This is a genomic window from Psychromonas sp. SR45-3 (assembly GCF_014163575.1).
GTDB classification, from domain to species: Bacteria; Pseudomonadota; Gammaproteobacteria; order Enterobacterales; family Psychromonadaceae; genus Psychromonas; species Psychromonas arctica.
Map to the genome: position 1 here is coordinate 57,612 of NZ_JACJDP010000019.1, position 20,312 is coordinate 77,923.

The 20,312-nt window shown below is 35.8% G+C and carries 15 protein-coding genes and 2 tRNA genes; 10 read left to right on the plus strand and 7 right to left on the minus strand.

All coding sequences use genetic code 11. The annotated features are described in order from the left end of the window. Positions 1-41: 41 nt before the first annotated feature. From H5084_RS11550 to dnaQ, 4 genes are all read right to left on the minus strand, one after another. Positions 42-118, minus strand: a tRNA-Asp gene (locus H5084_RS11550). Between the two features lie 86 nt (positions 119-204). Beyond that, a tRNA-Asp gene (locus H5084_RS11555) sits at positions 205-281 on the minus strand. Between the two features lie 165 nt (positions 282-446). Continuing rightward, entirely contained in the window at positions 447-1,709 is a 1,263-nt protein-coding gene (locus tag H5084_RS11560; RefSeq protein WP_182690553.1) for a hypothetical protein, read from the minus strand. Then, positions 1,700-2,416: a DNA polymerase III subunit epsilon gene (gene dnaQ / locus H5084_RS11565; protein ID WP_182690554.1), complete on the minus strand. Its 717-nt coding sequence runs from the start codon at positions 2,414-2,416 to the stop codon at positions 1,700-1,702. Before dnaQ ends, H5084_RS11560 begins: the two co-directional genes overlap by 10 nt. A gap of 79 nt (positions 2,417-2,495) precedes the next feature. Between dnaQ and rnhA the strand changes: the two genes are divergently transcribed. After that, positions 2,496-2,957, plus strand: coding sequence for a ribonuclease HI (gene rnhA, locus H5084_RS11570; RefSeq protein WP_028867338.1), 462 nt, complete (start codon positions 2,496-2,498; stop codon positions 2,955-2,957). 49 nt (positions 2,958-3,006) lie between these two features. Here the strand turns inward: rnhA and H5084_RS11575 are convergent, their stop codons facing one another. Continuing rightward, complete coding sequence (locus tag H5084_RS11575; protein WP_182690555.1) at positions 3,007-3,738, minus strand: methyltransferase domain-containing protein; 732 nt, start codon at positions 3,736-3,738, stop codon at positions 3,007-3,009. Between the two features lie 37 nt (positions 3,739-3,775). Here H5084_RS11575 and gloB point away from each other — a divergent pair, with 37 nt between their 5' ends. Together gloB and H5084_RS11585 are read left to right on the plus strand one after the other, a co-directional pair. After that, a complete protein-coding gene (gene gloB, locus H5084_RS11580) occupies positions 3,776-4,543 on the plus strand; it encodes a hydroxyacylglutathione hydrolase (RefSeq protein WP_182690556.1) in 768 nt (255 codons plus the stop codon). Positions 4,544-4,634: 91 nt separating this feature from the next. Beyond that, complete coding sequence (locus H5084_RS11585; RefSeq protein WP_182690557.1) at positions 4,635-6,239, plus strand: LysM peptidoglycan-binding domain-containing protein; 1,605 nt, start codon at positions 4,635-4,637, stop codon at positions 6,237-6,239. Between the two features lie 224 nt (positions 6,240-6,463). On the opposite strand, the gene H5084_RS19960 is transcribed toward H5084_RS11585, so the two are convergent. After that, a complete protein-coding gene (locus H5084_RS19960) occupies positions 6,464-7,762 on the minus strand; it encodes a methyl-accepting chemotaxis protein (RefSeq protein WP_182690558.1) in 1,299 nt (432 codons plus the stop codon). Between the two features lie 675 nt (positions 7,763-8,437). Between H5084_RS19960 and prsK the strand changes: the two genes are divergently transcribed. The 7 genes from prsK to H5084_RS11625 all read left to right on the plus strand — a co-directional run bounded on the left by prsK (position 8,438) and on the right by H5084_RS11625 (position 18,824). After that, positions 8,438-10,477 carry an XrtA/PEP-CTERM system histidine kinase PrsK gene (prsK, locus tag H5084_RS11595; RefSeq protein WP_182690559.1) on the plus strand — a complete coding sequence of 680 codons (2,040 nt, stop codon included), beginning with the start codon at positions 8,438-8,440 and terminating at the stop codon, positions 10,475-10,477. 118 nt (positions 10,478-10,595) lie between these two features. Then, positions 10,596-11,204 carry an XrtA/PEP-CTERM system exopolysaccharide export protein gene (locus tag H5084_RS11600; protein WP_182690560.1) on the plus strand — a complete coding sequence of 203 codons (609 nt, stop codon included), beginning with the start codon at positions 10,596-10,598 and terminating at the stop codon, positions 11,202-11,204. A gap of 2 nt (positions 11,205-11,206) precedes the next feature. Beyond that, positions 11,207-12,751, plus strand: coding sequence for an XrtA system polysaccharide chain length determinant (locus H5084_RS11605; RefSeq protein WP_182690561.1), 1,545 nt, complete (start codon positions 11,207-11,209; stop codon positions 12,749-12,751). Position 12,752: 1 nt separating this feature from the next. Further along, positions 12,753-13,505, plus strand: a complete 753-nt coding sequence (locus H5084_RS11610) for an AAA family ATPase (RefSeq protein ID WP_182690562.1) — start codon at positions 12,753-12,755, stop codon at positions 13,503-13,505. A gap of 14 nt (positions 13,506-13,519) precedes the next feature. Further along, a complete protein-coding gene (locus H5084_RS11615) occupies positions 13,520-14,797 on the plus strand; it encodes a hypothetical protein (protein WP_182690563.1) in 1,278 nt (425 codons plus the stop codon). A gap of 9 nt (positions 14,798-14,806) precedes the next feature. Beyond that, complete coding sequence (prsR, locus tag H5084_RS11620; RefSeq protein WP_182690564.1) at positions 14,807-16,159, plus strand: PEP-CTERM-box response regulator transcription factor; 1,353 nt, start codon at positions 14,807-14,809, stop codon at positions 16,157-16,159. 40 nt (positions 16,160-16,199) lie between these two features. Beyond that, the gene (locus H5084_RS11625; protein ID WP_182690565.1) at positions 16,200-18,824 is read left to right on the plus strand and encodes a tetratricopeptide repeat protein; all 2,625 of its coding nucleotides are present in this window, start codon (positions 16,200-16,202) and stop codon (positions 18,822-18,824) included. A gap of 93 nt (positions 18,825-18,917) precedes the next feature. Here the strand turns inward: H5084_RS11625 and H5084_RS11630 are convergent, their stop codons facing one another. Then, the gene (locus H5084_RS11630; RefSeq protein ID WP_182690566.1) at positions 18,918-19,928 is read right to left on the minus strand and encodes a hypothetical protein; all 1,011 of its coding nucleotides are present in this window, start codon (positions 19,926-19,928) and stop codon (positions 18,918-18,920) included. Positions 19,929-20,312: the final 384 nt, after the last annotated feature.

The window sequence follows — 20,312 nt, forward strand, 5'->3', positions numbered from 1 at the left end:
AGCTTTTGACAATTATCTATTACATTTGCAAGCAAATGAGTTGGCGGAGTGGACGGGACTCGAACCCGCGACCCCCGGCGTGACAGGCCGGTATTCTAACCAACTGAACTACCACTCCACGTGATAATCATCAGTTCAACTTTAGATTTTGCTAGATAGTATTGCCAACTCTAAATTTATAAAACTGAATTTATAAAAAATTGTTGGCGGAGTGGACGGGACTCGAACCCGCGACCCCCGGCGTGACAGGCCGGTATTCTAACCAACTGAACTACCACTCCAGCAAAATCAACGTTACATAATATGCAACTCCGTTGAGGCGCAGATAATACGGAGTTGCAGGTACTGAGTCAATAACGAAAAACAAAAAAAACATAATATTTACAAGGTAATTGGTCTAAGTGCTTATTTTATGCTCATAGCGTTTGTTTTTTAGCTGATTTATTTTATTTTTTAGCCTGTTTCGGTTCATCAATGATCAATTCATCTAATGATAATCCGTTATCTGCAGCTAGCTTTTTTTGTTTTCTTTTAAGTAAAAACATCACAGCGAGTACCCCTATTACAATTAATAACGCAAATGAGGCTATTATTATCCATAGATATTGGAATGGTTGCTCTGCTTCTCCCGTCGCTTCTGCTCCTGAAATAGTTGCTGTGGCCGCTGAAGTGATTGGTAATAGGGAACTTGCCTCTGGAATCTCAGGTGCTGGAGCTATTAATTCAAAGTTTTTTTCGGGCAGTTTAAAGTTGATTTCACGACCATCTACAGTGGTTGCAAATACTTTTCCACTGTAAGTGTGGCTGCCGTAAGTGAGTGGGAAATCAACCACGAATGTATTACTTGTTTCTTTTTGGTCTGAGAAGTTCACGATAGATTGTTGTGTTTGTCCATTATCAACACGACTAATCATTGCATCCACGATAATTGAGCTAGGAACTATTTCTGATTCATCTGCAAATAATGTTAATTTTACACTACTCGCATTCTCTGCAGCTTGTTGTATGTTGTAGGTCAGTGGCTGCGGAAAGACAACAATGTCTTTGTTAACGTTACGAATAAAAATATTATTTTTAGTTTTAATGTTCAGCAAGTACCGGCCAGGATCTAAGTCCATGAAAAAATCAGTCGTTAGCTCTCCGTCAAAAGGAAATGAGTCATAATATTGGCCATCATCTCTATATAATGAGACTACTTTTTTCTGATCGCTAACAATAGAAACCGTTAACTTGGCATATTTCAAATAATCTTTATTAGTCATTATCTGCCCATCTTTAATCAAAGATACATGGGATGTTAGATATTCACTATTATAAACTTTAAGCGGTAATTTATTGATCTTTAATGAGATAGGATTTAATAGTTGAATTCTATTATTTCCATTTAGCATTGCAATAGCTTGCCATGGCCCAGGCATCGGATTTTGAATGGTTATAATATCTTTGTTGTTATTATGGAACCATGCAACACTTTCTTTAGGGTGTCGGCGCGCAAATAATTTACTGCCATCGGGTTGCACTAACACTGTTTTTTGCCGCTGTTGAGGGTGATTTAAGATGATTGTTACTTGTTCAGTATTCGGGTCAATTCTAAATCGATTATCAAGTAGGGGGATGTCATTGGGCGCATAGATAGTATGTGCAAAAGAGCTGACAACAGCCAGCATTAATAATGAAAATACAATCCAACTTTTATTGATTACCGCCACAAGCAGCTCCCTGATTTTTGTACTAAATCCAAACGTGATTCATGCGCTTTTAACTCTTCTTGGCTCGCATGAATAACAGATAAAGGTGATAAATTTTTACGTAAACGTCGACCCGTATCATTTTTACCTGACTCATTATTAGCTAAATTTAAGTCTTTTTGGCCACCTGACATTAGTAGATAAACATCCGCTAATATTTCCGCATCTAATAAAGCGCCATGTAATACTCGGTGCTTATTATCAATACCATAACGGTCACATAAAATATCAAGATTGTTCCGCTTACCAGGAAACATCTTTTTAGCCATCTCTAATGTATCGGTTACAGTGGCTATTTCTTCAGTAGGTTGTGTCTTTTTATTTAAAAAACGGAACTCTTGATCCATAAAGCCAACATCAAAGGGGGCATTATGGATAACTAAGTCCGCTCCTTTAATAAAGTCAATGAATTCATCTGCGATGTCAGCAAAGCGAGGTTTATCATATAAAAACTCATCGGTAATACCATGCACTGCCATCGCTTCTGGATCAATTAACATATCCGGTTGTATGTAAACGTGGTAGTGGCGACCGGTTAAACGACGATTAATAACCTCAACACAACCAATCTCAATAATGCGATGTCCCACATAAATGAGACCATCTTTGTTCATACCTGTAGTTTCTGTATCCAGTACAACTTGGCGGGTGAGTTTACTTGTGTTCATAGGCATCTCTATTTATAGTTGCTGCGTGTTTAAGCTGAATGTTCGCTTACTAGTCTAACAAATTTATGTGATGGTAATAATGAAAAAAATCCAACTTTATACCGATGGCTCATGTCTTGGTAATCCTGGCCCGGGAGGTTATGGTGCTATTTTAGTCTTTAATGAGCATCGCCGCGAACTCTCTGAGGGGTATGCAAGAACCACTAATAATCGAATGGAGATGCTAGCCTGCGTGAAAGGGTTAGAAAGTTTGACTGAAGTTTGTGAGGTTGATGTAACAACAGATAGCCAATATGTCCGTCAAGGCATTACACAGTGGATACATAATTGGAAAAAACGTGGTTGGAAAACGGCAGCTAAAGCGCCGGTAAAAAATGTTGATTTATGGAAAGCGCTAGATGCCGCTCAAGAGAAACATACAGTAAGGTGGCATTGGGTGAAAGGGCATTCAGGACATCCTGAAAATGAACGCTGTGACGATTTAGCACGAGAAGCCGCAGAAGCCAAACCAACTCAAAAAGATGAAGGTTATGTAGAATAGTCTACACTGCAACTGCGAATAACATGATTAATAGCTCAAAAAGAGCTGTTTAAGTGTTTTTTGAGTGGGACTGTTTGGTAGTAACTGGTTGATTATTAATAATTCGTCGTTTAAATTCAAACCCTAATTTGATCGGCGTCATTGGTGTTGTTTGTTTTTTAGCAACCATGAAATAAACGCTACAGAAAAAGGGTAAATAACGGCGTCCAAAGTTTCCTAAATGAGCCAAGATAGGGCCTTTGGGCTGTGCTAATAGACAATCAAAGTATTGTTTTTCTTTTATTTCAAACCCTAAAAGATGTAACCAGTCGATAACTCGGTTAGGTGAAAAAAGGCGCGCGGTATGTTGATCATTAGGGGTTAATAATGTTCGACAGCCAAAAAAACTGTAGGGATTATAACCACTGATTATCAAGGTGCCATCGAGTGTTAAGATGCGATCGATTTCTCTTAATAATTGGTGGGGATCGCTCGAAAAATCTAATTCGTGCACTAAAATGCACAGGTCGATAGTGGCGTTTTGAAAAGGTAAATGTTGTAAATCGCTTTGTAAACCAATATCTTCTCCATCCTCTGCGCAATTTATTTGATGGCGAATAGGGCAATTATCGGTTTTTAATTGTGTACTTAGATGCCCTAGTTTTAATAAGTGATAACCAAAGCAATGTGCAATAGCATCCTTAACAAGGTCTTGAGTTTGTGCTTGCAGACGTTGCCCATTACTTAACTGTAACCAGTCCGTAATTGGAGTTAAGGTGCGTGATGTTTTTGCTGTTTTCATGTGCCTCCACTCCTAAACTTTAAAGTTGAGAAAAATTATGTTTAGTGTTTTAACTATTGCTGCATTTAATGATAACTATATTTGGCTTATTAAAGATAGTCAAAGCCAGCGTTGTGTTGTAGTCGATCCAGGAGATGCCGCGCCTGTACTTGAAATTTTAGCTGCACAAGAGTTAGTCATTGAAGCGATTATTATTACTCATCACCACCATGACCATATTGGTGGCGTCAAAGATTTATTATCAGACAACCCTAATATTAAAGTGTTTGCTAAGCAACCTTTGTTTAATCAAGTCAACTTAGTAGATGAAGACTCTGAAGTGAGTTTTTTTGATGACAGGTTAACCTTTAAGGTATGGCAAGTCGCTGGGCACACTTTGGACCATATCGTTTATTTTAATGATCAAATGCTGTTTTGTGGTGATACTTTATTTTCTGCTGGTTGTGGCCGTGTATTTGAAGGCTCACATCAACAAATGTACAGCGCTTTATCGCGCTTAAGCACGTTGAATGATGATACTAAAGTATATTGTGCTCATGAATACACTCAAAATAATCTTATCTTTGCTCTACAGGTCGACCCAACCAACAATGATTTGCTCGCTTATATTAAACAAGTAAGTAAATTACGTCAGCAGGGGCTGCCTTCTATTCCAACTACGATCAAGTGTGAGAAAGCGATTAATCCTTTTTTACGTACTTCGGATACAGTATTAGTTAATAATTTACAAAACTTACTCGCAAAACCTATTGAAGCTGGATTGCCATGCTTTGCAGCATTACGTATTTACAAAGATAACTTTTGATCGTTTATTATATTCTAATATAGGCTCAATTTAAAAGTAGGTGCGACTGCATTTGTATCTATCTGGTTTACTTTTTATCAATGGCTCGACTATGAAACTATTTTTTTCTTTATTTACTATTTTATTATTGAGCGCTTGTCAAAGTACCTCTTTTCAAACCGCCAATTTCCCAGAAGAAACCATCTTCAATCAAGAACGAAGCGAATTGGAAGAGCAAGATGATGAAGAAGGGTTAACTAACCTTGTTGAAAATGAAAGCAGCCAAGCAACAGAGGAACTATCAAAAAAGCATTATGATAATTTGTGGCTTAAATTAGCGGAAGGTTTTGATTTTGAAGTGCCGGATAACTCTCGAATAGCAATACAACGTGATTATTATCTTCGCCACCCTAAATATTTAAAACAAGTTTCAAAGCGTGCTGAGCCATTTTTATGGTTGATTGTCGAACAAATTGAAGCCAACAATTTACCATTCGAATTGGCTTTATTACCGATTGTTGAAAGTACTTTTGACCCTTATGCATATTCCTATGCCGGCGCTTCTGGTTTGTGGCAATTTATGCCGATTTCCGGGGCGCGTTTTGGCTTACGTCAGGATTGGTGGTATGACGGGCGCCGTGATGTATATGCTTCGACGCGCGGTGCTTTGCGATACATGCAAATTTTACATCGTTATTTAGGTAATGATTGGTTGTATGCTTTTGCCGCTTATAATTCAGGTGAAGGTAGAGTGGAACGTGCTATTGCAAAAAATAGAAAAGCAGGCATGCCGGTTGATTATTGGAATTTAGATTTACCTAAAGAAACAGAAAAATATGTGCCTAAATTTTTGGCCTTGGTAGATATTCTTAGAAACCATGAAAAGTACGATATAGACTTACCATTTATACCTAATAAACAAGCATTAACTTATGTTGATATTGGTTCACAAATCGATCTTTCCTACGCTGCTGAATTGGCTGAGCTAAGCCTTGCAGAGGTTCAACTATTAAATCCAGCATTCAATCACTGGGCGACCTCACCAGATGGGCCTCATAAATTACTATTACCAAGTGTTGTGGCAAAATCGTTTTCTAATAAACTGGCTAAAGTTGATAAAAATAAACGTATTCGTTGGGATCGCTACCGTGTTAAATCCGGTGATAGCCTGAGTATGATCGCACAAAGGAATAATACAACGACGAGTGTATTAAAACAGATCAATGATTTAAATAGCTCTTTTATTAAAATTGGGCAACCTCTGTTAATTCCTATCGCTAGTGCTTCGCAACAACAATATTTGTCTTTGCAGGCTAAACGTTTGCAAGATCAAGAATCTACACAACAACTTACTAAGAAAAAAGTGACTCATAAAGTTATTGAAGGAGATACACTTTGGGATATCAGTCGTCGATATAAAGTAACCTCTCAGCAAATAGCTAAATGGAATGGTTTAAAAGTTAAGCAAACACTGCGTTTGGGGCAAACGTTAAAGATTTGGAAAGCACCTTCTACTAATACTTTTGCTGGCACTAAAAAAATTATACGCCATGTTACCTATCATGTACGAACAGGTGATTCTCTAGGCGGGATTGCTAATAAATTCAATGTTAAAACTGCTGATTTGGTACGTTGGAATAATATTAAAAATAGTAGAATGATTAAACCAGGACAGAAAATAAAAGTGTATGTTGATGTTAAAAAATCGGATTCCTAATTATTTACAGGGTCAATTATCAAGCCTACAATCGCTTGTCATGTTCTGTCTCCGTATTACATTTTAATTATTGCTGTTTGATTCTTATGGTTATGAATCTAGCTAATAAAGATAGTTGTCCGGTTCAGAAATTAATATGTAACAAACAAGAACCTGCAAGCCATAAGGCGGGCAGGTTTTAGAGTTGAGTAGAAGGTTAAAAGGGGAGGCTGTAAAATAAGTAATTAAGTTTTGCTCAATCCGTCAACCGCTTTAGATACCTTTTGCGCACCAGCTTGAACATCATGCATTATTGCTTCCATTGCACTTATCTGTGCGCGATTTTTTTCAACAAACTCTGAAACCGAATGAATACCATCTTGAACATTTTTAGTGACACCTTGGTTATTCGCCACAACATCTGATATTTCTTTCGTTGACTCTGTTGTTCTAGACGCAAGTTGTCTGACTTCATCTGCAACGACGGAAAAACCACGGCCTTGTTCTCCTGCTCGTGCGGCTTCAATAGCCGCATTTAATGCTAACAAATTAGTTTGATCTGCAATACTTTTGATTGTTGATACAATTGCTTGAATATTATCAGCTTGTTCACTGAGTAGGTTAATCTGCTTAGTGGCTTTGTCAGTGAGTTCGGAAATATCTGCCGAGGTTTTGACTGACGATGTTAACATCGTTGATGCTTTCTCAATCATCTCCATAGTCGCTAATGAGGTATCATGTGCGATGGTTGATGCTTCTCTTACGGATGCTTCACGTTCAATATTATGAGTGATATCACTGGCGAATTTTATGACCTTAATTACGTGGTTATTATCATCGAGAATAGGGTTGTAAGTTGCTTCTAACCATAGGTCGTTGCCGTACGCATCTTTTCTTAAAAATTGCCCACTTTTAAAATTATTTTGTTGTAAATCTTCCCAAAAAGTAGGGTTTTCTTTGTAAAATGAGTCTTCACAAAATAGACGGTGATGTTTACCTTGAATACTTTTTAAGTCATAACGAACGGCAGATAAAAAATTGTTATTAGCAGTAATAATATGACCGTCAGGTGTAAATTCTATAATTGCTTGTGATTTATCAAGCGCGTTAAATACGGCTTCTTTAGCTAATGAAGCTATTTTCTTTTCAGTGACATCTGCTGCAATTTTCATTACTTTAGTTACTTTTCCGTCCTCTGTAATAGGAAAGTAGGTCGCTTCTAACCAAATTATATTGCCATCTTTATGCTTACGCATGAAAGTGCCTTTATTAGAATTACCTTGTCGAAGTGACTGCCAAAATGATGTGTATTGTTCAGATTTTATATATTCAGGAAGGCACATAACAGAATGATGCTCACCAATTACTTCTTCTTTTTGGTAGCCAGTTACATTTAAAAACAAAGGGTTAACATCAATAATTTGGCCGTTTGGGGTGAATTCGATGGTCGCTACGCTGTGCTTTATTGAATCTACAATAGAGTTGGCTGTTTTAAGCATCAATTTATGATCGCTTAACTCATTTTTTATATGCTTATTAAACATTTATTTTCACCCTATGGCTTTAGCTGAGTATGATTAAATTATTTATGCACTTTTATTGATATTAACGATATTAACGATATTAACGATATTAACGATTTTAGTGATCACTAAGTGTTATCTGTAGAACTGTAAAAATAGTCTAAAGAATCAATTAAACAAGATGTTATGTTGAGTATTATATATGTTTGAGATTTTAAAAAAATTATATTTTATTTTTGTTTCAATAGTATATGAAACTTTGCATTGGTAACAAGTTAGCGCTCCTAATGAATAAGTAAGCAAACGTTTGCTATGTTTCACTTATTTTGAATAGCGAGCTAAATCTCTGTACTTTTCTTTTAAGTTTAGCTGTCTCTTGAATAAGACTTAGATTAAAACAAGCAGCGCCTAACTTACATTTATTTTAAAACTAGCCTACATTTATTTTAAAAATAGTTAGGTAATTGATAATTAGAGTGGCTTCAGGTTGTAATACGATTTTAACTGCCTTAAATGCTAGTGAGTATATTACAGCGATAGGCAGTAGATTATGAATGTCTTTGATATACGTATAAGCAAGGTTTGCTTTCCATTTGCCATAAAAGCTATAATTGATTTATTTCAATAATTTAAGACCTATTTTTGATTTAATAGATTTTATTTAACGCATATTTATCAGGATTAGAGAAGATATAGATGGAACTAAATCTTGTTGTAACCAATATACATTGGTTGAATAGTAGCGTTGAAATAGCGTTAGCAGTCATTATTCTATTTAAAGTCAAATTGTTAAGAGTGAAACTCAGCCTTTTCGCTTGCGCCGTTGTTTCTGTCATTTGGCATGGCTCCGTTCCTGATACTATTTCTGCAGGTTCCCTATCTTGGGGTTTTTTCTTAATTGAGTCTTTACGATATCTTGCTTGGGTGATTGTATTACTCTATTTATTGATGCTAGCTAGGGGCACAAAACTCCCTAATATATGGGCATATAGTTTATATGGCACCATGTTAATCACCTTATCGCTGTTTATTTATAATATTAATAATACTGCGCTCTTTCCTTCCCCTATTTTAGCCCTTTATTTTAAAATAATGCTGAGTTTATTCGGCTTTGTGGTTTGTGAACAATTGATTCGAAGCGATCATTCAAGTCGAATGACAAAATTAGCTGCATTAGTTGCATTTATTATTTTTTCCTACGATATCGTAGTGTTTTCGCTGTTGTTACTTGATAGCGACCTTGATCAGTCTTTATGGCAAGCAAGGGCTGTGATCAGCTCTGTCACTTCTTTATTATTAGCGCTTAGTATTATATTTTATGCGGATCAATTAAAGGAGAGCAGTCGTTTCCAGTTGTCAAATAGTGTCATTCTTTTTAATACTAGTTTGACTTTAGTAGGCGCGTTTTTAATTACAATTGCTTTATTTTCTTCCGCATTAGACTACTTTAATATTAGTTGGTTAAGTGCCTCTAAGGTCATGTTATACGTACTGTCTGTATTTTCTATTGCTGCCCTTTCACTTTCAGAGAAAATACGTGAGGGCTTTGTTGTTTGGACAAGTAAACATTTCTTTGCACATAAATATGATTATAAAAAGCAATGGATAAAGCTAGACCTTCTGCTTTCTCAGCAACATAAAAGTCAGAATTGTTATGATGTGTCATTACATGCATTAAGTAAGTTGTTTAATTGTGATGCAGGTGGGATCTGGGTTAAAGGTCAACAATTTTATACTTGTGTTGCTACTGCTAAATTACAATTTAGCGGGCGTTTGCCAATAGAATCCATACATAGCAATTTTATTCAAAAATTAGAGCAAGAAGAATGGGTTTACCAGGCTAACAAATTTGCTAATAAGTACGATGCACAATACAACAATGATTTACCTGACTGGATAGCAACGGTACAAAATACTTGGATAGTGCTACCGCTCAATGCGGCATCGGGTTTAGTTGGGTTTGCGGTGCTTTGCAAAACAAAACTAAATGAAAATGAAAAGTTAACCTGGGAAGATCTTGATTTATTAAAGTTAACAGGACGACAAGTCGCCACCTATATTAATCAAGAACAAGCGGCAGAAAAATTAGTTCAAAATCAACAATTTGATATGTTTAATAAAGTATCTGCTTTTGCTATCCATGACATTAAAAATTTAATTGCACAGCAAGGCTTAGTAGTTAAGAATGCAGAAAAATATAAACATCACCCAGAGTTTGTTGATGATGTTATTGCTACGATTGCTAATTCTGTGAAAAAAATGGATCAGCTATTAAAGAAATTAAAAGGGAGTGACGAGTTAAAAACGATTAATTTACATGAGCTATTAGTGCAAGCTGTAGCGATGAATATGAATGATTTCCCACAACCCAAACTAACCAAAACTTGCTTAGAAGCAGAGGTTAAAGGGGATAGAGATAAGTTATTGATGGCTATTAACCACCTTATCAAAAATGCCCAGGATGCAACTGAAAAAGAGGGGGAGGTGGAATTGTTACTAAACTGTAAAGACGATCAAATCTGGCTGGATATCATAGATACTGGTACAGGTATGGACCAAGCATTTATTAAGAATGAATTGTTTCAACCTTTTAATAGTACTAAGCAAGATCAAGGGATGGGCATAGGCGCTTATCAAATACGTGAAATCATACATTCATTAAAAGGAGAGTTAATTGTTGAAAGTACACCACAGGTAGGTAGCAAATTTTCTATCTATTTACCTATGGCAAGTTAACGGCATTAACATTTTTATAAGATAAATATGATTTGTTTTAAGTAATTAGGGTAATCTCCCACTAACGTAATTGGGTTTAAACTAGCATTTACACTTAAATTAAAAAAGAGAGAAAAATATGAATAAATATCTACTAGCGCTTCTCTGTACTGTGATGGTAAGCGGATGTGCAAAAACGGTTGTTTTACATGAAGAACCTTATTCAGATAAAGTTAAATTTTCAGAATATAAAATAGGTAATAATGACCAGTTATTAATCAGTGTTTGGAAAAACCAAGATCTTTCTGTCACTGTTCCTGTTCGCCCCGATGGCAAAATTTCAATGCCTTTAGTGGGTGATGCACAAGCACAAGGCTTAACGCCAGAGGTGTTAGCGACAGAACTTGCCGATAAATTAAGTAAATTTATCCGTGCCCCTAATGTAACGGTTATTGTGCTTGGTGCGAATAGTGCTTCTTATTCAAGCCGTGTACGTATTACAGGCGCAGTTAACGGCCCATTATCGATTCCTTATTACACAGATTTAAATGTATTAGATCTAGTATTGGAAGCTGGTGGTTTAACAGAGTTCGCAAATGCAGATGAAGCGATTTTGTACAGAAACACGCCTGATGGCATTAAACCTTACCATGTTAATGTTGATGATATTTTAAACAGAGGTATTTTAGATACTAATTATCTACTTCGCCCATCTGACATTTTAATTATTCCTGAGAGTGTATTTTAAAGATGGATATTACGGAAATTTTTAAATATGTCGCCGTAACATGGCGAGAGATATGTCAGCGTAAGTTTAAAGTGGCATTTTTAATGACCATTATTAGCTTTGCAATCATGTTTGTAGGCATGTTACGACCACCGAGTTATTCTAGTTCAATTACTATTTATGCTGATAACCAAAATATTATTAAACCTTTATTAGGCTCGAAAGCCTCTGTTACAGAGTTAAAGCAAAATAGAAGTAATCAAGTGCGCGATATTATTTATTCACCGCGTATATTATCGGAAGTGATCGATAGCGTTTATGGTGAAAATGCGTTTCCTGCTGGTTTAGCAAAAGACATTAAAATTAGTCAAATTCGAAGTAATCTAAGCGTAGAAGGTAAGTCAGGTAACTACATTCAAGTTTCCTATAAAGATGATACCGCGAGTAGAACCTTTGAATTGCTGAATAAAGTAGTATCTGTTTTTATTGAAGATAGCGCAGATACAAAGCGTCAAGAAAGTCGAAGCGCTTATAACTTTATTGATCAACAAACTGCGTCTTATAAGGATTTACTGTTAAAAGCAGAGGAAAAATTAAAAAGTTTCCAATCATCTAACTTTGACGGCACAGAAGAAGAAGTAAATTCTCGTATTGCTTCATTACGTGCTTCGATTGAAGAGATGAACATACAGGTTCAAGAGAGCAATACACGAGTCTGGAACTTGCAAAAACAACTTTCTAGAGAGAATAAGTTAGTTGGTAATAATTATGAATCGTCAGTCTATCAATCTCAATTAAGAGAGCTGAAAAAAGAAAAAGCAGCGTTGCTAATTAATTATGAAGATAGTTACCCTGCAATTGTTGATATTAATTATAAAATCAATGATTTAGAAAATACTCTCTCTGATTTGGCGAATGGAAGTCAATCTAACAAACCTATTAATTCAGGTCTTAATCCATTATATGGTGAGTTACGGAGTTTATTATCTGCTGCAAGAATTGAGCACCAAACACTATTAAACCGTCTTAAAGCATTTAATGAATTATTAGATGAGTCCTATGAACGACGTAAACGCATTGCGAATAACAAGGCTGAATTGTCTGAATTAACGCGTGATTACAGCGTATTTCAACAACAGTATGAAGAAATGCTGACTAAAAAAGAAAAAGCACGTATTTCTATGGTGTTAGATATTCAAGGCCAAGGGGTGAACTATAAACTGCAAGAAGCTGCAGCTTACCCAAATACGCCTATTGGTGCTCGCTTTATCCACTTTTTTGTTGCGGGTCCCATTGTTGCTTTACTTATTATGATCGCCATTTTTGTTATTAAAATTGTACTTGATTCAAAAATTCGATTTACCTCTGAAATAAAAGATTTTGAAGGTGTTAGTTTATTAGCAGGTATTCCACATGCCCTTTGCAATACTGAGAAAAGGCGTAATCGGGTCCATAATACTTTTCTCTTACTTTATTATATTGCTTGTTTATCTTGTTATGTCGCTATCGCTGTTGCTTACAAGTACGGTGCATCATTAACAAATATCATTGATTTTGGAGCATTTTAATATGTCTGATTCTTCTTCAAATAATTCTTCAGCCGTGCAAAGTCGTGATACCTTCATGCCTGAATCGCTGCAACTGAGTAAGATAACGGAGATGGCTGAAACAGCCTTACTTTCGTCAAAGGAATTGGATGATCGTAAAATTATATATCCTGGTATTGATGATTATAAAACGTTAAATGCTTACCGTGAATTACGTACTAATTTATTAAATAAAATGAATAATAGTAACTTTGTTTGCATGGTAACCGGGATCTCTCAAGAATCAGGTACTAGTCATGTAAGCATGAATTTAGCGACGAGTATTGCATTGGATCAAGGTAAAACCGCCTTAGTGATTGATTGTAATATTTATAAACCTCGAATTGCTTCCTATTTGAAAAAAGAGCCAACGCTCGGGTTAACTAATTTGTTAGCAAGAGACACTGATGCTATTACAGATATTATTTATCCATCTGGTATTCCTAGAGTTAGGGTGATACCTGTTGGTACGAATATTATTCATGCTGCAGAGCTTTTTTCTTCACTTAATATGCAAAATTTTATTAACTCAGTTAAAAACCGCTATCCAGATCGTTTTATCATTATTGATACACCTCCTATTGGCTTATATGCGGAAACTCAAATATTAGCTTCAATTTGTGATACGGCTATTTTAGTTGTTGGGTATGGTCAATCGAACTCTTCGCAAGTGGAGGCAGGCGTCGATGCAATCGGTAAAGATAAGCTAGCAGGGTTGGTTCTTAATAATCAATAGTCGATAGTGTGAATATGAAATTAAAAAAATATAGTTTTAAATTTATAGAAACGAGCTTAATGGCATTACTGTCAAGCACTGCTATTGCAAGCGATTTACCTGCTTCTGTGAGTGATCGTTATATCGCATTAGGTATTGAGCATGCACAGAGTGATAACATTAATAAATCGAGTGTGAACAAAGAGTCTGGGCATGAGCAAAGTATCGATCTTAGTTTGGGGTACTTTAATCAAACAGCGACTAATTTAACCGCGCTTGATTATACAATTTCTTATTCAACTTATAGTGATGATGAAACCGATGATGAGAGCGATATCTCTGGTAGCTTGAATTTGTCGCAGGAGATTTTTAGTAAAAATTTAATGCTTAATTTAAGTCATTTTAGGCGTTCATATTTACTTGACCAATCGAGCAGTGATGTACCTGAAAATAGTGGAGATAGAGATGTATTCACTATTAATCCTGTTTGGATAATTCCTTATTCAAAGCGTGCCGGCTTTCAACTTAGTTATAATTATATCGCGACTCGTCTTAGCGATAATGATGACGATGATACAGATCGTAATATTATTGGGCTAGCTTGGTACCATAAATTAAACACTAAAACTCGCTTTGAGCTTTCTAGTGATATGAGTGATGTTGAATATCGAAATACGGGGGCTGATTATCAAAAAATTAATGTTAATGCCTCTATCGAAGGGCAACTGGTTGCCGGTACTTATTTAGTACAATTGGGTTATAGCAAATTAAGTGATGATGATAGTGACGAAACTGGCGCTATTTTTAAATTAGCTTACCAATATCAATTTGCTAAACATAACCTTTCATTGAGTGCAGAAAGAGAGTTAAGTGACTCATCTCTAGGGTTAGGTAATGATGTGGCAGATAATGAGGATGAAGACTTCTCTGATAGTCAATTATTATGGATAGACAGGATCCAGCTAGCTCATAAATTTATTATTACCAGCCGCTTAAACAATAATAACAATATTTATTATCAACAAGAAAAAGATTTAAATACCGATGAAAAAGATCCTCGCTGGGGGTTAGGTACGGGCTTCGACTTCAAAAATACTGAAAAATTAAATTCTTTTGTGTCGTTACAATATAGTGAATCAACACTGGTTTCAGATTTCGATAAACAAATAACTAATGCCACCATAGGTGCAAAATACTTACTCCGTCCAAGGTTAAGTTTCTCATTGCAAGCAGAGTATGAAAAACAGTCTACAGCGAGTATCTCAAGTTATGACGAAATGCGTTACACAGCTAGAATTGAATTTAGGAATTAAGGAAAGATATTGAAAAATAAAAAAGCTGATACGTTACTGATAGTAGAGGATGATCTTGGTTTACAGACCCAATTGAAATGGCATTTTTCTGATTATAATGTTGTCATTGCAGCCAATCAAAAAGAAGCTATCTCTGCTATTCGTTTACATGAGCCTAAGGTCATGATCCAAGACCTGGGTCTGCCACCCGATGAGGATGGTGTGACCGAAGGGTTTGAGTTATTGCAGCAGGCGCTTCATTTACATCCGCATATGAAAATTATTGTGATGACGGGCAATGAGGGTAACGAACATGCAATGCAGGCGGTTAAATTAGGCTCCTATGACTTTTATGCAAAACCAGTAGATGCAGATACATTAGACCTTATCGTACAGCGTGCTTTTCATATCTATCATCTAGAAGAGAAGAATCGTCAGCTTAGCAGTCGCAGTCGAAAAGAATCAATGTTGAATGGGCTGATTGCTAGCGATACCAAGATGCTCAAAATATGTAAGATGATAGAAAAAATTGCGCCAACTGATGCATCTTGTTTATTGATTGGTGAAAGTGGAACGGGTAAAGAAGTTATCGCTAATTCACTGCATCAGCTTAGTTTGCGAAAAGATCATAAGATGATAGCGATTAATTGTGCTGCTATCCCTGAAAACTTGATTGAAAGTGAACTGTTTGGTTATGAAAAAGGTGCATTTACCGGTGCAGTTAAAAGTACCGTCGGTAAAATTGAAATGGCGCATAAAGGGACATTATTTCTTGATGAAATTGGAGATATGCCATTACACCTGCAAGCTAAATTATTACGTTTTTTACAAGAGCGAGTAATAGAGAGAGTAGGTGGAAGAACGCAAATTAATATCGATACACGTATTATATGTGCAACCCATAAAGACTTAGAAAAATTGGTCGCTACTGGTGAGTTTCGTGAAGATCTGTTTTATCGTATTGCAGAAATTCAGATAGATATACCACCCTTAAGAGACCGTGGTTCAGATAAAATATTATTAGCGAAGTATTTACTTAACAAGTATGTAAAAAAACAGAAATTACAAATTATCGGTTTTTCGGAAGATGCGATAAATGGAATAGAAAATCATACTTGGCCGGGTAATGTGCGAGAGATGGAAAACAAAATAAAGCGTGCAGCTATCATGTGCGATTTAAAATACATAAGTGCTTTAGATTTAGGATTAGTGAATGCCGATACTGCACCGCTTAACCTAAAAGAAATTAGGCGAAATGCAGAAGTGAGCGCGTTAAAGCAAGCATTAATTGCATCTGATCATAATGTGAGTGCAGCGGCCAAATCTTTAGGTATAACGCGGCCCACGCTTTATGACTTAATGAAAAAATATGATATGCAATAATTACAATGAATTTCAACTACCTTTTATAAAAGGGAATACCATGAAAAAACATACAACAGGCATTTTGAGTTCATTTGTATTAGCAAGTTCTTTGCTTATGGTTGGCTGTAATGGAGATACTAAATCATCCAATGTAGCGGATTTGACTCAATATACTCAGCAAGGTAATACTTATCTGGATCAGAGCCAATTTAAAGCCGCGATCAACTCTGCAAATAACGCCATTGCAGCGTACCCCGACCATATCGACGGTTATATTATTTTAGCAAAGACCTATAATAAATTAGGGCAATCTAATCAAGCTATTGAAGTATTAAATGCTTTTAAAGGTGATAAAGAAGCAAATTATTACTTATTGCTATTAGAGTCTTATCAACGTGCTGGCAAGGTTATTTCTGCAAATAAGTTGATTGAACAGCATGCTGATTTATTATCTCAAGATCCTAATCAATTTAAGTTGTTAAAAGCAAAAATATTATTATTGGAAGATAATAGTAAACAAGCATTGTCATTATTCAAAGAACTGCAGGCGACATCAGACTTCAAAAGCGAAGGTTTAATTGGTGAAGCGCGCATTGCTGCAGCACAGAATAATAAGCAGAATGCCCTTTCATTACTGGATAGCGCACTACAAGTCGATGAAAAAAATATCGAAGGCTTAATGCTTAAAGGCTTCCTGTTAATGGGCAAGGGTGAAATAGAAAATGCTGAAAAAACATTGTCTTTTGCGCTTACCGTGATCCCATCATCTGATATTTTTACGCCTGAGCGTATCGGCATTCTAAGAGCGCTAACGAGCATTCTAACCTCACAGGGGCGTAGCTCTGAAGCTTTACTATACTCACGTATACTAAGTGATGAATTTCCAACAGCAACTACCATCAACGAGCACTATGCCTCTGCACAGGAATATTACAAAAGAAAAGAGATAGCGAAAGCCAAAAAAGAACTCTATGAAATATTAAAAATTGATGCAAAAAATAATAAAGCGTCGACCATGTTAGGAGTCATTCTATACACAGAGGGCGATATCAACGGTGCTGAAAAATACCTATCAGGTATGATCGACCCTGAAGTCAATACACCACAATTAACTCAAATCTATGCAATGACACAACTTAAGCTAAACCAGAGTAATGATGTATTAGCGATATTAGATGATGTGATTGACTATGAAAATAGGCTTGATACGTTAACACTTTATACTATTGCTGCTATTTCAGAAGGTGAGTTTGATAAAGCTGACATCGCGCTTGCTCGTATCGCAAAACTATTCCCAGAGTCTTCCCAATTACCTTTATTAACAAGTAGTTATATTACAGCTAAAACTCCAGAACAGTCTCAACAAGTGCTTGATGTATTAGTAAAAGGTCTGCAAAAAAATGCTTCGGATTTCCCTTTGCAAACAGCTTATTTAAAGAAATTAGTTGAGTTAAAAGAGTTAGACAAAGCGGATCAATTTATTACTGAGCTGGCTAAGAGTGAAGGTACCTCTACACAAACACGCTTATTAGTTGCAAATTATTATCTATATCGTAATCAATTCTCACTTGCTGAGGAGCACTTTAATCGTATTATTGAAGCATCTGACAACGATGTGCAGGCTTATTACGGCTTAGCACAAAGCAAGCAAATTCAACAAGATTGGAAAGCTGCTTTTGAACAATACGATAAAATAATTACACTATATCCAGACCAATTAAGAGCTTATTATGGTGCGGTTGTTAGCCTTAAGCAGCAACAAAAAGATCCATTGACGGTGGGTACTTACTTATCCAATAAACATAAGGCTAATATTTTAGCGTTAGTATTGGCTGATTATCAGTATCAAAGTAATAATTTAGTCGAAGCGGATCAATTGGTTAAAACAGCGTCGAGTTTACCCGTTGAATTGAAGGATAAAGCCGATCAGTTACAGCAACAAATAAGTAATGTAAGAATTATTATGGCGATGCAAGAGGATAATTATCCTGTTGCGAGAGAATTAACATTAGCACAGTTGCAGTTAACGCCTGAACAACCATTGTTCTTAATTAGACTGGCTACAATTGAGACGCGTTCAGGGCAATATACAGAAGCTGATAAAGTATTGAAGCAAATAGAATCTATGTTGCCAGATAACCCTCAAGTTATACTTTTACAGGCTCAATTAGCATTAGCTCAGAAGGATAAAGTCAAAGCGGAGCAATTATTAAAAGCAGAATGGAATAAAAGTGCAACAGAAGAAATTGCTCTTGAGTTATATAACTTCTATAAAGTTGAAGATAATGTAAAAGCGCGTGCTTTATTGGCTGACTGGAAAGAAAAATCACCTAACAGTGTTTATGCTAATTTAAATGATGGCATGGTATTGCAGGGAGAAGGTAATAATAAAGCTGCGATAGCCGCCTATGAGAAAGTGTTATCGGTTGCCCCTAATCAAGTGGCTAGCTTGAATAATGCAGCATGGTTATATTCATTAAGTGGTGATCCTAAAGCCGAAGTAATGGCTGAAAGGGCTTATAAAGTAGCACCGAATAATGGAGCTGTTTTAGATACTTACGGTTGGATTTTATACCAAGCGGGTAAATATCAACAAGCCAAACCAATACTGAAAAAAGCATTAGAGTTAATGCCAAATGACGCTGAAATTAAAAAGCATTGGTCTTTAGTTTCTGAAAAATAATAAACTAGTTTAAAAGTGCATATTGCAAAAAGCCCCTCAGTCTCTTCATGATTGAGGGGCTTTTTTTATGCATTAATATTTACTTTGTTTGCTTTATTTTTTTAAATGAATCAAGTCTTGAAAGGTCTTGCAGTGCAACTGTTTGTTCTTACTTAAAAACTGCTCTAGTTTATGTAAAGAGTAAGGAGCAAGGCTTTTAGGGTGCCCCATGATATTAAAGATCCCCTTATCATCTCCTCGCTTAATATGCCTATTAAAAGCACTTTGTAATTGTCCTGCTTTCGCGCCATCGATCATCACTGGTCCATAGGTACTTTGTGTTAGCCTTTGAAAGTAATAGTGATTGTTCGCTACCATTGCTTGGCCATCACCAAAGGGTTTGAACTGCTTACTTGAGAATTTTTTGTGAAAAGCAAGTTTCCAGAAAAATAATGGAGAGGTTTTAAATGCACTGATAGGTACCTCAATAAACTCACCAGATTGCTCTGGTAATAATGGATCGTTAGAGAATGACCAATAGGGTTGTTGCGGCATATTTTTAAAATCAAAGTGTCGCGTTGGATCCGATGAGTAACCTTGATTAAAGACGGTACTATCTAACCAAATTCCATTATTTAACAAAGCCTGCTTAATTTTTATAAATGGCTGTAAACACCAGCCCCCAGCCCGATAAGCAAAAATAGGGCGATGGCTACACAGCTGTAATTCAGCTTTGTAAGTGCTTACTATCTCTTCTATTTCTTGCTCTGAAAAATCATGTAAACGATAACGGCTTGTGTCAATATGCCAACCTGTTTGATCATAAACACTATCAAACCAATGTGGATGAATATGTAGTTGAATATCATGGCCGGCTGCTGAAAGCGATAATAATTGTTGTTGAATCTTGTTATATTGTACTTCGAGTTCAGGAAACTGAGTGGAATATTCTTTTAACTTAACAAGAAAACCGGCATCCACAAATAAGCAAACTTTGCTATTGTGCTTATCTAAAACAGTGATTAATTGCTCGGTAGGTTTTAAAATACAATTTTCAACTGAGCCTGGATTCTTACCAAAAAATAACTCGTAATCTAAGCTTATTAAATAGTCTACTGTTTGCATTGTTGGATTCCCTGTTATTTGTAGTTACTTAATGTAATAAAATGAGTATTTTATCTTTATATGCGGAAAATATGGTATTAAATTGTGTTAATATTCACATCTTAATTTTGGCTCCGTGTAATAAAAGTGAAAGCTTTAATTATATCAATAAGTTAAGTTTGAAATGTTACTCTGTAGTTAATTTTTCAGTTCAATAATAACGATTGAACTTATTACTGAATTCAAGAACCAATAACGGGTTACTAGAAAGTAGTTTAATGCAGGGATCCACAGAAGTAGCTGTGATGATTTATTTATTTCGAGCTGAAGTTACATAAACAACCATTATTCTAAACTAGTAAACGAATAAACGAATAAACTAATAAACTAATAAACTAATAAACT

Bases quoted from the DNA above. Each gene is read 5' to 3' on its own strand.
- dnaQ (WP_182690554.1), bottom strand. From the start codon at position 2,416: ATGAACACAAGTAAACTCACCCGCCAAGTTGTACTGGATACAGAAACT.
- rnhA (WP_028867338.1), top strand. From the start codon at position 2,496: ATGAAAAAAATCCAACTTTATACCGATGGCTCATGTCTTGGTAATCCT.
- H5084_RS11575 (WP_182690555.1), bottom strand. From the start codon at position 3,738: ATGAAAACAGCAAAAACATCACGCACCTTAACTCCAATTACGGACTGG.
- gloB (WP_182690556.1), top strand. From the start codon at position 3,776: ATGTTTAGTGTTTTAACTATTGCTGCATTTAATGATAACTATATTTGG.
- H5084_RS11585 (WP_182690557.1), top strand. From the start codon at position 4,635: ATGAAACTATTTTTTTCTTTATTTACTATTTTATTATTGAGCGCTTGT.
- H5084_RS19960 (WP_182690558.1), bottom strand. From the start codon at position 7,762: ATGTTTAATAAGCATATAAAAAATGAGTTAAGCGATCATAAATTGATG.
- prsK (WP_182690559.1), top strand. From the start codon at position 8,438: ATGGAACTAAATCTTGTTGTAACCAATATACATTGGTTGAATAGTAGC.
- H5084_RS11600 (WP_182690560.1), top strand. From the start codon at position 10,596: ATGAATAAATATCTACTAGCGCTTCTCTGTACTGTGATGGTAAGCGGA.
- H5084_RS11605 (WP_182690561.1), top strand. From the start codon at position 11,207: ATGGATATTACGGAAATTTTTAAATATGTCGCCGTAACATGGCGAGAG.
- H5084_RS11610 (WP_182690562.1), top strand. From the start codon at position 12,753: ATGTCTGATTCTTCTTCAAATAATTCTTCAGCCGTGCAAAGTCGTGAT.
- H5084_RS11615 (WP_182690563.1), top strand. From the start codon at position 13,520: ATGAAATTAAAAAAATATAGTTTTAAATTTATAGAAACGAGCTTAATG.
- H5084_RS11625 (WP_182690565.1), top strand. From the start codon at position 16,200: ATGAAAAAACATACAACAGGCATTTTGAGTTCATTTGTATTAGCAAGT.
- H5084_RS11630 (WP_182690566.1), bottom strand. From the start codon at position 19,928: ATGCAAACAGTAGACTATTTAATAAGCTTAGATTACGAGTTATTTTTT.